We start from the raw sequence: 12,780 nt of genomic DNA, 5'->3' as shown, positions 1-12,780 counted from the left end.
TTACTGTTTATCTATTATCCTGTAATTTGCTTCCAAGAATACGAAAAACATATACCGTTACATATTCGAGCATATCCTCATAACTCACTTCTTTTTCCATTAACGGCTGAATGGAGCTGATCTGGGGTGGGTAAAGGAGTGTTCCCATAATACTGGTTAATGCATAATCCAGAGATGGGCAATAAAACATAGATCGTTCTTGTCCCTTAGTAACGATCTGCTTCATTAGATTCCATGCGGGCTGTAAAAATTGCTTGATAAAGTGTGAACGGCTGGAATTCATAGCTAACTCCTGATACGTGATAGCCATTAGATCGGGCTCTTCAAAGCGATATTTAATCATCAGTTCGATAAAAGCTTCCATGGCGGTATGAGGATTGTTTAATACCTCAAAGATGTGCTCATAACGTTCTGGCAGATAATACTGTTCATAAATAGCGTTGAACAGCTGTTCTTTTCCACCATAATGGTAGGAGATAAGTGCTGTGTTGACTCCTGCATCGGTACAGATTTGGCGTAGGCTAGTGGCATCAAAGCCTTGTCTGGCAAATTGGCGTTTAGCTGCCTGCAATATACGTTGTTTGGAAGCAGGCTCTTCATGCATCAGCTATCGTCCTTTCTTCTCCCCCTTAATGGCCTTAAATTAATGGTGTGCGGGAGTAGGTTGTATTTGGGAGGCTTTGTTCTTGCCTCTAAGCATAACTGCAAATGTGCTGATACCCAAGTATATCACTATGAACAGAATCAGGATACTTGTTGCATGTCCGATACTGGGCCCACCGAATAATAGGTTCATTAAACCATTGACTGCATAGGTAGCAGGTAAAAACGCACTGATATTATGATAAAACCCGGATAGTAATTCTCTCGGGATCGTGGCGCCTGAGGTCACAAGCTGAACGGACAAACTGATGATATTAAGGAGCATTCCAGGCATCCCGAATACGATCAAGAACATCTGCGAGTAAAACATGAAGGCGGCTAAAAACAAACTTTGAAACAGCCAAAGCGCGATAAATCCGCCAGCATTTTGCCCACCCAAAGCAAGCACTAAAGTCGAACCTACCGCGGAGATTACAATGGCAGCGGCGACATTGATCAGAGTTCGGGCGCCAAAGAGCCTCCACTTGCCGATGCGCGTACTTAATGTCATGGCAGCTTGCTGCATGTTTAACTGCATAATCATAGCACCAACGAAGGAAGCCAATAACATCATCATAGGCAGCATTTGGTTATGGGTTCCATTCACAGGATGAAGGTAGTGAAGATCAGAGACAACAGCTGGGGGTGTCGCAGTGGCCTCAAGGTTCGTATGATCTGTAATCGTTGCAACCGTTTTTTCCATAATTGCTTTAATCATCTGTGGGTTGGATTCATTGATAAAATATTCAATAGTGGCGGGCTTGTTGGAACTCAGCGGTTGGCCTGTGAAATCAGCATTAAATACAGCAGCCATCTGGATATCCCTGTTTTCTAATTGCTTCATAGCCGTTTCACGCGAGTCTAAAATAACGGTTGAAAAGGGCAGGGCAGATTTTAAACGGGTTGCTAATTCTTTTTGTGCGTTTGATTCAGTGACAAGAGCAATTTTTAAGTTATGAACGTTGTTGGATACATTCTTATATCCGGTCATCCAAACCAGAGAGAAAATAACCTGGAACATTAGCGCGGTAATCAGGGCGCTCTTGGCAGCAGGGTGTTTCATCAACGAAATTATTGCATGTTTCATTTAGCATAGCTCCTTTTAATTAATTGATTAATTAATACAAGGGCTATCCTAACATACATTTTCTTTCCAAGTCAATATGAATAAGAGTATATTTCTAAGAAAATAACGTAAAGGACCATTCTCAATAGGATGAATGGTCCAAGAAGGCTTCGATAATGCTTTAGAGGTTGCTCTCAATCATAGCCTGCATTTGAGCAACTGCTAGTCCCTCATCAGAAGACAGAGAGTAGCTTAGTCCACCTTTTTTCCATACAGCAAGGCTGTTTACACAAAATTATTGACAGACCCGGGAAAGTACAATCTTTAATTAGTTAAAAGATATGTTGCTTCTCGGAGCATGCTATACTCACAATTGATAATGATTATCAATTTAATTGATAGGGGCATTAGCAGCATGAGAAATATCATTGTAACAGGGTTGGCATGGCTTATGGTGGCGGTGCTGGGCGCCTGTGGAACGAACAGCGCAGGGGAAGGCAAGACATCGGGAGATAAGTATGCCGCTGTTGATAAAGTACAGAGCGAAGGGGTAGAAAAGACGCGGCTGCGGCTTCACCGGTATTTCCGTCTCGCCTTGTTCATGCTTGAGCGTCAAAATCATTTAACCACTTCCGGACCTCCGCCTGCCTGCCGATAATATCGCCGACCTTCTCAATTTCCTCCCGCACATCATACACATTCCAGGGAAGTACAACCGTCGGTGAGATCTTGGACAGATCGTCATAGCTTTCATCGCTGCCGACAAGAATCAGATCCGGGTCTACCTCCAGCATTTTCTCCACATTGATCGGAGAGCCCACCTCCTCAATGCCGATCACCTCCTCTTTCAGCATCGGATACTCCCGCATAAAGCTGGCCGACGCAGCCGCCGGCTCAACACCCAGTGCGAGGATCGCGCCATAATGCCAGCCAGCCGCAATCCGCTGTGGAGGCGGCCAAGGCGAAGGTTGCTAACGTGATCAATGTGAAAATCGGTTGTAAAATACCCAATATAAACGGTTGAAAATTCCCCACCTACAGCCGACATACTCACCGAAGGGAGAGAGTCGAGATTGGTTGGAAATGGGGAATATTTCAAAATGAAAGACATGAAGGATAAAGGGATGAGCATTACCCAGATCGCAGACGAGTTGGGACGTGACCGCAAGACGATCAGGAAGTGGTTGCAAGCAGACGAGCCGGTCAGTTATGTGATACACAAGCCGGTTACAGGCAAGCTGGATGCTTACAAAGATTACTAGGATTCGCATGGCAGAGGTCTGCCTAAATGCTAGTGTCATTTTAGATGAAATTCAAGAAAAATGGTTATACCGGCAGCAGTACCATTCTGCGTGTCTTTATGCAGCCGCTTAGGCCAGTGGTTCAGTCCAAGGCGACAGAGCGGTTTGAAACACAGCCTGGCGAGCAGGCACAGGTAGACTGGGGGCACTTCAGAGTGGATCATGACGGCCGAATGAAAAGGTTGTATGCGTTCGCTATGGTGCTTGGCTACTCGCAAGCGATGTATGTGAAATTTACAGTGGATGAGCGGTTGGATACGCTCATGGGGTGTCATACGAGAGTTTTCGAATACTTCGGCGGTATGACCCGTCACTATCTCTACGACAACATGAAGACGGTCGTAACTGGACAGGACGAAAGCGGCGAGACAATCTGGAACGAGCCATTTGCGCGGATTGCAAAACATTATGGTTTTACGCTGCGCCGGTGCAAGCCGTATCGGCCAAGAACCAAAGGAAATGCGGAAAACGGCGTCGGCTAAACTGGCTCGATACGATCGCGAATAACCGTCTACACGGCACGACGTTCCGGGTGCCGCTTGATCTGTGGAAAGAGGAACGTCTCAATCCCGTGAGCAACGTCGCCTTTGCATTCGCCGAGCGGCATCACCGAAAAGTGTCCAATGACTGCTACGTCTCATACAACGCGAACCGGTATACCGTCCCGTTTGCCTACGCGGGTTCCACCATAGAGATTCAGGACGAGAAGAATCGCATGCGGCGCTTTTACTGCAGCAAACAACTCATTGCGGAGCATCGCGCGTCCATGGGGCGCCACCAAATTGTGAGGAATTAAAAACACTTCGAGGACATTTGCAGCATATCAAGTCGTCCGGTTGGTGAGCCCACGCCTCGTTATGTCAGCCAAATCGCACCAGAAGTGTCGGAACGCTCGTTATCGATCTATGACTCACTCATGGAAGAGGTGGTAATCCAATGATCCTGCAAGAGAGATTGGAGGGGCGATTCGCCACTTTGGGTGGGTCCGCATACCAGAAATCATCCTTCAGCACGCCGAAGAAGCGTCTAAAGCGAATATATCTTATTTGGAGTTTCTGGACAAGCTATTGGCCGAAGAACTCCTTGCCAAGCACGACCGATTCATCCAGACGCGGACACGTCTTGTGCATTTGCCGTTTTGCAAAACGCTGGATCAGTTCGACTTCGCTTTCCAGCCATCGATCGATGAGCGGCGAATCCCCGATCTCTCCACGCTTCGCTTTGTAGAGCACCAGGCGAACCTCATCTTTCTCGGTTCGCCTGGTGTGGGTAAGACGCACCTCGCTGTAGCGCTCGGGCTTGAAGCCATTAAACAGCGCCATACCGTCTATTTCATCACGGCGCATGACTTGGTGCAGACGCTCCAGACTGCTCATTTGACGAACACTATCAAACAGAAGATCAAGATGTTCATCAAGCCCGACCTACTCATCATTGATGAGATTGGATACCGAAAGATGGACGAGACAGCTGCCCACTTTTTCTTCCAGATCGTCTCCGAGCGTTACGAGCGAGGCTCGATTATGCTCACCTCTAACAAGACGTTCGGGACGTGGGGTGATATTTTTGGCGATACGGTACTGGCGACGGCGATCCTCGATCGCCTCCTCCACTACTCGAGCACGGTCAACATCAAGGGGGAGAGCTATCGTATCAAGGAAAAGAAAAAAGCCGGCTTCTTCCGTCCTGAACCAACAGGAGACACTGAAGCCGACCGATGAAATTGGGGGATTTTAAACTGATACTTTTGGGGAATTTTCATCCGATGTTGACAGCCTGAAAGTTAATCAACACTATTACCTCTTAGGTGATTATGAAGTAGCATTTTATATAGTTCACCATTAATTTGCGAATCAAACAATTCGTGTGAATGGTCTGCAAAAATAATATTCCTGTCAATTGTTTGCGTAAGATAATTCCTAATGTCGTCAGGAACAAATAGCCCAAGTGGTTGTATGGACAAATCTTTGCACCGCTCAACAGCTCGATAAAAACCTGCCAGTTCGTAAGGCATAGAAGAACCACAGAGTAGCCGGATGTTAGCTGATGCAAAATCATCTTGCAAGCGCTGCTCAGTAAGAACGCCGCAATCCAAAACAATTACATTATAGTTTCTATTCAATTCCCTCGTCATGTAGAAGTCGTTATTTTCCAGAACGTAAGCATTACCCATCTTTTCTGGCTCAAACAAATGAATGATATGGGCTAAGTGATTGTTTGTGTTGGCTTCCACGTAACAGGCTTTTCCCCCATGAGCATTAATCCAGCATACCAGATTCATTGCGGTGGTTGTAACACCAACACGTCGGTCACATCCTGCAACGGCGATTTTGACATTGGAGCAAGTGAAGTGATATTGTATGCTTTCTTCCAGAAGCATGGTGGTTGGCTTTACCTCAGATACTTGTGGGAGAGTATCAGGCTTGAAGCGTTGCATTCCGTCCTCCGAAAAACATTCCCGTAGCTCCGCTTGGATCTCCCCAATCTCCGTAGTAGTGACGATATTAAGTACCCCAAATTGAATCAGATCTTGAAGAAATGGACTGCCTGAGGAAAGACCTTCTGCAATAATCACTACACGCATGTCATAGATTGTTTGATAAGATTGCAGGGCTTGAATCAATTCTTCATCAGATTCAGTTATTGCCTCTCGATCCAGAGCTAAATAGCGTGCATGAGCAAAATGTCTCATATCTTTAATGACAAAGGATAAGAGGGAAAAAGTTCCAACCAGCTTTTTAACAGGCAACTCTTGTTCCATTTCTAAAAAGTCGAGCATATTGATACGGACATCGCAGGTCAAATATAGAATCATGATTTATCCCTCTTTCATAATCAAGAGAATAAGTCCAACAATGACGAGGATGACATAAAAGAATAATTCGATGAACTGCTTTCGTTTATCCATCGTTATCGTCCTCCAGCCGAACCCATATAGGCAAATTTGTAGTCAGGGATTTCAAAATGAGCATGGATACGCTTGGAGCCAATCATGAGTAAAGCATGCTCTCGTTTCTTACTGGCGAGCAGTTCTTCTTCGGCATCCGTCAGGTTATACAGTTCCCGTGTTTCTTGTAGGTTCTTCCCGTCGGTTCCCATGAGTATTTTAATGCAGGGGATGTCGAGCAAGGCTTGTCCATACATTTTGATCTCAGGGGCTAGAAAATCTACCACACTATGAGAAATGATCGCTAAAGCTGCCTCATACTTCCGAGAGCGTTTTTCTACATTACGCAGGAAGACTAAGCTTTGCGGAACTTGCGGGTCAATCATTAAATAGGTCTCGTCACAAATTAGCAAAACCCTTTCTGCACGGTCTTGCGACATCTGCTCCCAGCACCAGGAGAGGAGATTGAAATATTGGGTTCGCTTGATATTATCACTTGTATTTTGCAAAGAGTGAGTGTCTAGGCAGATGCATCGGCTACTCGTTTGAATGGTACTGTGTCCGTTCCAGAGGAAGGAATCGCCGCCATGGGCGATATCATAGAGGAGGAGAGAAAGCTCTTTGTACACATAATCTCCCAAGGTCTGCTCCTTGTTTTGAATGAGCTCGTATAAGTCAGCAAAGGTGGGAAAGTCTATGCTTTGTAGCTTGGTAATATCCGTTGTCCAGTTGATGTGAAACTGGTTATAAAGTTCGATCAGACATTGCTTGAGAACCGCTTTTTGCATCATGTTCAGATCGGGGATATACAGATTGAAGAAAATCTCCAGATTTTTAAGGTGCAGGGCCATGTCGGACATGCCGTGCCCTTCATCCGTATAAAGTGGATGTTTTTCGTCTTCCTCATCGCGAGGAGCGGGGCGAATTTGCAACGGATTAATTTTGCCACTGGAGCCACCGCCAGCATTAATCCAGTCACCGCCTAACTGTTGGCAGAGTTCCTTGTACTCGGATTCAGGGTCGATGAATATGACTTTAGTGCCTTTCATATATTCGCTGAGAGCAATATGTTTTACGGCAGTGGATTTACCTACGCCTGCTACGCCCATGACGACAATATTGGAATTAGTACGATCTCCGCCGCGCTTCCACGGGTCGATAATAATTAATCCACCACTAGCGTCCTTCGCTAGATAATACCCGCTGCCATCGTTAAAACCACTGCTGGCAAAAGGGAATCCTCCAACAAAGGTACTCATGGGTATAATTCTGTTCAAGATATTCTCCAGTGCCTCTTGTGCTGGATACATGGGAGAAAGATGCCGTAGGCTGTCCTTCTGCAAATGGGCTAGCGTGCGTATTTTACAACGCATTAGGCTGAAGGTGTTTTCAACACGTCGACAGGTGCGGGCAAAGAGCTTGTCATCATTGGCAAAGGGCATGACAGTGACATTCATCAGACCAACGGTTTCTCCATTTTGGTCAATTTGCAGCATGATGTTTTCTCCGTCTGTAGCGGCCTTTTCCGCACGTTGACGTGTAAGCGGGTCTTTGGCGCTATCAGCCGTGCTACTATTTTGGGTGATGGACTTGGATATAGCTGCGATAAGCGCACTATTATCAATTGGCTGGAAGCCGATGGACACCATCGTGGAAGGGAGATTGGTAAGGGAGGAAAGCCAACCTACGTTTGCCTTGGGTGGATACTGAATTACGCCATATAGCTTTGCGGCTTGCTCACCGATGATAAGTCCGTTCCGGAAAAACTCCAATCCCATAGGAGTAATGACATTCAGCAATGAAGCATTAACGTTCATTTCACTTTTTTCGGATTTTGCCATGCATGTACCTCCTCTAACTAATAATCCAAAAGGGACCACCTGCTGCAGCGTTTTGGCGGGCTTCACTTAAAATGATGGAGAAGTCCCACGTTTGCCCACTGCGTTTGCGACTGGCTGAATCTGCAACTAAAATTTCCCCTTCCGCAGTTACACCACGCAGTACCAGAAAGTGACCGGATGAGGTGAAATGTCCTTTGCTCATAATGGCAATAACCAATTTTCCGTTGGAGATGGCATCCAACACCTTCTGTGGCTCTTTGACAGAAGCCCCTTCTACATGCAGTCCAAAATGCTTGGCTCCATCGGGAATCAGGCTGTGGTAGCTACCATTGCCTTCTGCCAGATACCCATTTTCATAAGCCCATTTGGACATGGTAACTGGATCGACGGTTCTTCCGGTCAACGTTGAGACAACCATAGCTAGCGAAGTAGGCCCACATCCGGAAACGCCAATAGTGCCACGGGGACCATATGGCTTATCGGCCCAACGTTGATCCAACTGATTGAAATAAACCACTTCCCGGCTTTCGTCTTTCAAAATAACCCCTTCGTATTCCTGTCCCAGGCTTTCCGTGTAGCCCTCATCTGTTTCTTGGAGTAGTTGCGTGAAGCCGTAATCCATTCGCAGTTCATTGACCACCGGTTCCTCGCCGGCTCCCAGCATCAGCTTGAGTGATTCAATCGGGGAGGTAAGGAGTTGTAACACCATGGATACGAGTAGCAGAAAGCCAACAATGAGCGCCAGGATGAGCATCCATAGCCGTTTGCGAACTTTCTCGTCTGTGGATAATTTGACAGCGAGCTTGGCCAGCAGTTTTGCAGTAGCAGGTTCGATGTCTCACACCTCCCTTAAAAACGGAATGGTTGCTTTGGCCTCAGCATCTTCCAGATGGGTATAGGCTGGGTTGTTGACCAAATTACATAGCTGAACAATTTCATGCTGCTTTAGTACATGAGCCTGGACTTGTCCGTCTTCAAAGTGCTGTACAAGTCGCTTTGCTTTCTCTAATAGGTCGCGTTCACCATTTTCTTGTCGCTGCCAGAGGATCAAATAAAACTGCCGTTCGACGACTTCGCCAGATAAAGCCAGATTGTTCATCTCAGCGATTTCTTGCCGCAACAATTCTTTTTGCTTTGGATCAGCAGTGGGAAGTGCGGAAGCCAGTTCAGAAATGATTGGAGAAATATCTACCGGGCGGCTGACTGCGAGAAATTTAAAGGGAAAGCGAATCGAGGACAGCTCGGCTGTTAATTTCTGAATAAGCATTTTTTTCTCAGAAGCACTGAGCAGGTCAAGACTGATAGGGAAAATACGCAAATAGCAGAGTAGCCATCCATCTTGTGTAGAAAGAAAATTTCCACGAATATCTTCTACATTCACAAATTGTTGAGCCGTTTGACCACTTAGATTCGCTTGTTCTCTGGATTTGGGTTTGCTCGATTTCAAGTACAATAAAACAGCTCCCCCGCCAACAAGGCAGAGGAGCAGGATGACAATAGGCAGCAGCATAGAAGCAGCACCTTCTTCCTATTTGGGATTCTGGGGAGCAATATGCCAGTCTGAGAAAAGATTGCCGGAAATCATAATCGTTCGTTGGAGTTGAAGGGTCAGCATCCCGGCTGGGGTCCATGCGTCTATGATGCGGGTAATGGGAGTGTAGGAGTTATCGGGGAACCAGATGGGGGTAAAGTGGACACGGCTATTATAAGTGGAATACTCGTTTGGCTTGAGCCAAAAGCTGGCGTTATATCCTGCTGATTTAGCATCATGCAGCCGCCAATATTTCTGGTATGAGAACTCAGGAAAGTAAGATAGGGCATGTTGAGCGCCAGTGATATGACTACTTGGCGAATTGGAGGATAGGGTCGTGGTGCTATTCATCTCAATGCCGTACCCGGATTTCATTTGGTTAGTTGAACGGGTAGGAGATTTGGAGTCAGGTGTAACAGTTTGGTTTGCAGATAGCGAGGCCGTGTAGCTGGTGCGGCGATAATCCCACCAACCTTGATCTTCCCAATAGCCGCGGTCTCTCCAACGTCCTTTGCCTTTAGAGTTTTCAACCCATTCCCAGTCAGGTATCCATACTAGGTATTGATGCCAACTGGCAGACCATACGCCCCAGGAAGCAGAGGTTTTACCGGAGTAGGATGGGACAGTGGGGAGTTTAAAAGTGGAATTTCGATCTGTCGCTTTGGGGTCAGGGGGAAGATTTTGATCTAAATCGACGATAGCTGCCTGAATGACATTCTCGCTTAATTGGCCGTCTGTGGAGCTGATTTGAATCATAACCGTTTGGGGTGTGCTTGGTGTCTGCCACTTTACCCATACGAGTTGACTATCTCCCTCGGGAATAACGATATTGGTTACAGTAAGGCTGCTACCCATCATGGAGAAGGTCACGTTGGCGGGTGCTTTGGGATTAATTTGCTTTGAAGTGGAGAGAAGAACGGAGGTGATGACGTCGGTATTCGTTCGATACTCAACATGAGTTTTAACTGGTGGTGGAGTTGTGGGAGCTTCCTTGAAACGGACAATGCCAAGACCAAGGGAGGAGAGGATTTGGTCATTACTCACACGTCCGCTGGTTGAACCATTCCAGGACGGAAAACCAAGATCAGGGGTTTCGAGGAACATTGCCAGCGGTAAATTTTGATGGGTAAGACTGGTCATTTTGGAGCGTAAACCGCCACTAAGAACTTGATCGTACAGAGCTGCTTCATGAGCAGTCATGGCCATTTTTGTGCCTTGGAAGGTGATATAGGCGATAGGCTCCAGGAGAAGCTTGTAATTGCCATTAGTGAGAGTATCATAGTCAACGCTACCGGCCTGAGCGATATATCGGACTACCAGTTCGTCGGTGAAATAGCTCTTAATTTCTTCAATACTTGTTTGCCCTCTATTGGTTTTAATGATATAAGGTAGTTTCTTTTGAGGATGAACATAATTATAAACTCCAGTATTGGGGGAAAGTCGTGTTCCGCTTGCATATTGCATCTTGCTTATTTTTCCGAAGTGTAGAATATTGCTAGGAGGAGTTCGATTGGTGAAATCAACCGGACTAGCTACTGGTGATTTATCACTGTCTCGGATAATTGAAACACGGACTCCTTCATCGTGTGAATTCCAGAAGTTTTGACTGCTACCGCTCCCCATTCCCCCACCGCCATGGTCAATGTTTCCGTCCCCTTCGGCATTGGCTAGATTGGAATAAGGGAGGATTACTAAAAAAGAAATCAGGAGAATGACTGATAGAACTCGTCTTATCATAGGAAAGCCTCCTCAACAAAAAAGCGCAGCAATCGCTACGCTTTCAGATTCGAAATGCCTGTTAGATTAGTCCATCGTACCAACCTTATTTCCGGTTAATTCATCCCCTTCACTACCAACGACGGTTTCCTGAGTTCCGCCTCCTTGATCCTCTATCCAGCCAAAGCCTGGTACATAAACCTGTCCATTGCTATTTTTTCCCCCGGCTTTTGGTATCGCAGCGGTTTCTTTATTTGGATGAGTTTCTTTTTCCTCGTACTGAGGTGGAGCAGCAGGAGATTGCTCACTCTCAGGCTCCTTTATCTTGGGCTTCGGTGGTTCCGTAGGCTTTGTGGTCTTTTCTGGTTTTGTTAGTTGTACTTCGACATGCTTATTCTCTTTTTCCGGCTGAAGTACAGGAGTACCAGAGGGAGTTGGCTCTGTTTTTGTTTCAGAAGAAACAGCAGGAGTAGGTGTTGTATTGGTAGATTCTGAATTTACGGTAGGTTGGTCCGCTGAAGGTAGAATGGGACTTGGTGAAATTTCTGGTGCATTAACAGCGGGAGCCGAAGTTACTGGAATCACAATAGAATCAGGAGGGAGCTCATTTTCGGTTTGCTGAGATGTTCCTTTCCATATCACCAATCCCACAAGGGCTACGGCAATGACAATTCCACCAACAAGCAGCAAGTTTTTTTTCTTCATGTTCATGTCACTCCTTTATGTTCAAAAGTTCATGTATGAGAGGTACTACGATTCTATCTCTATCATACTGTATAATTCTGTAAATACCAATAAAAACGTAGATCTTAATAGTAGAGATTGGTATCGATATCATGTTATTTGCTGAATCGAGGTCGGTATACAGCTTGAATGGGGAGGTCTGCTTCCAGCGGTGGCAAATGCCCCCAACCAAAGGATAAGGGTACTTTGATATGAATTTTCGCATGAGCGGTAAATTGTCGAATACTGTTCGGATCATTTGGGGCAAAAGGGGCATTAAGAATCGTTACAGTCAGCCTGGACAGTGAGTACTCGAACTGATTGGCTGTTCTTTTTACATATTGATCACTTTCTTCGACTAGGCCAAGTGTTTCAGCAAGCTGCGAGTAAATGTCGCCTGTGGATATTTGTTCCGCCCATTTGTTCGAGGAACGACTAAAACCGCCTGAATAGCTTTGGCGCAGACCGGGATACACATTACTGTAGTTTTCTGTTGCTACGGAAGTGATGGCGCTTTGGACGGCATCACGTACACCAGCAGTAATGATGGTTAGACGTAAGTATTCGTATAGGGCACAGGAAACAAGCAACACTGCCAGTACAATTGCTACCGTTAAAGGAAAGCCGCTGCCGGAACGATTTTGCCAAATTCGTCTCACTTCCAGTACACCTCGCTCTTCCCGCTGGCTTTGGCGGTAAGGTCAATGGGGAATGATGCAAAACTGCCAAATAAGCCAATATTAACTGATGTTTGTAGTGTCACGGCTACTTCTTCATTAATCTGAATTTGCCCCGTTTTGCTCCAGATAATTGTGGGATGAAGGCCTGTCTGTGTTTGCAATGCTGCTGTACGCACTGACGTTTCCGACCCGACTCTACCCGAAATTTCGGCTTCACGTACCAATTCTGCTGCGAACGTGTCCAGTTGATGTTTGGTAATAAACACAGGCAGCACCTTTACGACCAGCGCAACACATAGCATAACAGCCAACACCAGGACAACTACATCAATATAGCCCTCGCCTCGTTTGTTGGTGAGGAACTTCATAAGGAGACTCCTTTCTTCATGGGAT

15 protein-coding genes are annotated in these 12,780 nt (G+C 46.1%); 4 read left to right on the top strand and 11 right to left on the bottom strand.

The annotated features are described in order from the left end of the window. Positions 1-7: 7 nt before the first annotated feature. Both NST83_RS20525 and NST83_RS20520 read right to left on the bottom strand, forming a co-directional pair. The gene (locus NST83_RS20525) at positions 8-604 is read right to left on the bottom strand and encodes a TetR/AcrR family transcriptional regulator (protein ID WP_342415491.1); all 597 of its coding nucleotides are present in this window, start codon (positions 602-604) and stop codon (positions 8-10) included. Between the two features lie 39 nt (positions 605-643). After that, positions 644-1,729, bottom strand: coding sequence for an ABC transporter permease (locus tag NST83_RS20520; RefSeq protein WP_342415490.1), 1,086 nt, complete (start codon positions 1,727-1,729; stop codon positions 644-646). 394 nt (positions 1,730-2,123) lie between these two features. Between NST83_RS20520 and NST83_RS20515 the strand changes: the two genes are divergently transcribed. Then, a complete protein-coding gene (locus NST83_RS20515) occupies positions 2,124-2,366 on the top strand; it encodes a hypothetical protein (RefSeq protein ID WP_342415489.1) in 243 nt (80 codons plus the stop codon). Here the strand turns inward: NST83_RS20515 and NST83_RS20510 are convergent. After that, the gene (locus NST83_RS20510) at positions 2,308-2,562 is read right to left on the bottom strand and encodes an ABC transporter substrate-binding protein (protein WP_342415488.1); all 255 of its coding nucleotides are present in this window, start codon (positions 2,560-2,562) and stop codon (positions 2,308-2,310) included. The genes NST83_RS20515 and NST83_RS20510 overlap by 59 nt on opposite strands. Before the next feature lie 246 nt (positions 2,563-2,808). Between NST83_RS20510 and NST83_RS20505 the strand changes: the two genes are divergently transcribed. From NST83_RS20505 to istB, 3 genes are all read left to right on the top strand, one after another. Further along, the gene (locus NST83_RS20505; RefSeq protein WP_342415487.1) at positions 2,809-2,970 is read left to right on the top strand and encodes a helix-turn-helix domain-containing protein; all 162 of its coding nucleotides are present in this window, start codon (positions 2,809-2,811) and stop codon (positions 2,968-2,970) included. 44 nt (positions 2,971-3,014) lie between these two features. Then, positions 3,015-3,491 carry an IS21 family transposase gene (gene istA / locus NST83_RS20500; protein ID WP_342415486.1) on the top strand — a complete coding sequence of 159 codons (477 nt, stop codon included), beginning with the start codon at positions 3,015-3,017 and terminating at the stop codon, positions 3,489-3,491. Positions 3,492-4,055: 564 nt separating this feature from the next. Then, the gene (gene istB, locus NST83_RS20495) at positions 4,056-4,730 is read left to right on the top strand and encodes an IS21-like element helper ATPase IstB (RefSeq protein ID WP_342415485.1); all 675 of its coding nucleotides are present in this window, start codon (positions 4,056-4,058) and stop codon (positions 4,728-4,730) included. A 62-nt stretch (positions 4,731-4,792) separates the two neighbouring features. Here the strand turns inward: istB and NST83_RS20490 are convergent, their stop codons facing one another. The 8 genes from NST83_RS20490 to NST83_RS20455 form a co-directional block, all read right to left on the bottom strand. After that, on the bottom strand, positions 4,793-5,824 hold the full coding sequence (locus tag NST83_RS20490; RefSeq protein ID WP_342415484.1) for a hypothetical protein: 1,032 nt from the start codon (positions 5,822-5,824) through the stop codon (positions 4,793-4,795). A gap of 95 nt (positions 5,825-5,919) precedes the next feature. Beyond that, positions 5,920-7,737: a DUF87 domain-containing protein gene (locus NST83_RS20485; RefSeq protein ID WP_342415483.1), complete on the bottom strand. Its 1,818-nt coding sequence runs from the start codon at positions 7,735-7,737 to the stop codon at positions 5,920-5,922. Positions 7,738-7,750: 13 nt separating this feature from the next. After that, entirely contained in the window at positions 7,751-8,491 is a 741-nt protein-coding gene (locus NST83_RS20480) for a C39 family peptidase (RefSeq protein WP_342415482.1), read from the bottom strand. Between the two features lie 84 nt (positions 8,492-8,575). Beyond that, complete coding sequence (locus NST83_RS20475; protein WP_342415481.1) at positions 8,576-9,247, bottom strand: hypothetical protein; 672 nt, start codon at positions 9,245-9,247, stop codon at positions 8,576-8,578. Positions 9,248-9,265: 18 nt separating this feature from the next. Next, positions 9,266-11,005 (bottom strand): hypothetical protein, encoded by a 1,740-nt coding sequence (locus NST83_RS20470; RefSeq protein ID WP_342415480.1) that lies wholly within the window; start codon positions 11,003-11,005, stop codon positions 9,266-9,268. A 66-nt stretch (positions 11,006-11,071) separates the two neighbouring features. Beyond that, positions 11,072-11,689: a DUF6550 family protein gene (locus NST83_RS20465; RefSeq protein ID WP_342415479.1), complete on the bottom strand. Its 618-nt coding sequence runs from the start codon at positions 11,687-11,689 to the stop codon at positions 11,072-11,074. Positions 11,690-11,823: 134 nt separating this feature from the next. After that, the gene (locus NST83_RS20460; protein WP_342415478.1) at positions 11,824-12,366 is read right to left on the bottom strand and encodes a hypothetical protein; all 543 of its coding nucleotides are present in this window, start codon (positions 12,364-12,366) and stop codon (positions 11,824-11,826) included. Next, positions 12,363-12,755, bottom strand: a complete 393-nt coding sequence (locus tag NST83_RS20455) for a DUF4320 family protein (RefSeq protein ID WP_342415477.1) — start codon at positions 12,753-12,755, stop codon at positions 12,363-12,365. The genes NST83_RS20460 and NST83_RS20455 overlap by 4 nt, the downstream gene beginning before the upstream one ends. Positions 12,756-12,780 lie beyond the last annotated feature (25 nt).

The organism is Paenibacillus sp. FSL R10-2782 (assembly GCF_038592985.1).
Lineage (GTDB): Bacteria > Bacillota > Bacilli > Paenibacillales > Paenibacillaceae > Paenibacillus > Paenibacillus terrae_C.
Note: the sequence above shows the minus strand (reverse complement) of the source record. Positions and strands in the feature narration are given on the sequence as shown.

Bases quoted from the DNA above. Each gene is read 5' to 3' on its own strand.
- NST83_RS20525 (WP_342415491.1), bottom strand. From the start codon at position 604: ATGCATGAAGAGCCTGCTTCCAAACAACGTATATTGCAGGCAGCTAAA.
- NST83_RS20520 (WP_342415490.1), bottom strand. From the start codon at position 1,729: ATGAAACATGCAATAATTTCGTTGATGAAACACCCTGCTGCCAAGAGC.
- NST83_RS20515 (WP_342415489.1), top strand. From the start codon at position 2,124: ATGAGAAATATCATTGTAACAGGGTTGGCATGGCTTATGGTGGCGGTG.
- NST83_RS20510 (WP_342415488.1), bottom strand. From the start codon at position 2,562: ATGCTGAAAGAGGAGGTGATCGGCATTGAGGAGGTGGGCTCTCCGATC.
- NST83_RS20505 (WP_342415487.1), top strand. From the start codon at position 2,809: ATGAAAGACATGAAGGATAAAGGGATGAGCATTACCCAGATCGCAGAC.
- istA (WP_342415486.1), top strand. From the start codon at position 3,015: ATGAAATTCAAGAAAAATGGTTATACCGGCAGCAGTACCATTCTGCGT.
- NST83_RS20490 (WP_342415484.1), bottom strand. From the start codon at position 5,824: ATGATTCTATATTTGACCTGCGATGTCCGTATCAATATGCTCGACTTT.
- NST83_RS20485 (WP_342415483.1), bottom strand. From the start codon at position 7,737: ATGGCAAAATCCGAAAAAAGTGAAATGAACGTTAATGCTTCATTGCTG.
- NST83_RS20480 (WP_342415482.1), bottom strand. From the start codon at position 8,491: ATGCTCATCCTGGCGCTCATTGTTGGCTTTCTGCTACTCGTATCCATG.
- NST83_RS20475 (WP_342415481.1), bottom strand. From the start codon at position 9,247: ATGCTGCTGCCTATTGTCATCCTGCTCCTCTGCCTTGTTGGCGGGGGA.
- NST83_RS20470 (WP_342415480.1), bottom strand. From the start codon at position 11,005: ATGATAAGACGAGTTCTATCAGTCATTCTCCTGATTTCTTTTTTAGTA.
- NST83_RS20465 (WP_342415479.1), bottom strand. From the start codon at position 11,689: ATGAAGAAAAAAAACTTGCTGCTTGTTGGTGGAATTGTCATTGCCGTA.
- NST83_RS20455 (WP_342415477.1), bottom strand. From the start codon at position 12,755: ATGAAGTTCCTCACCAACAAACGAGGCGAGGGCTATATTGATGTAGTT.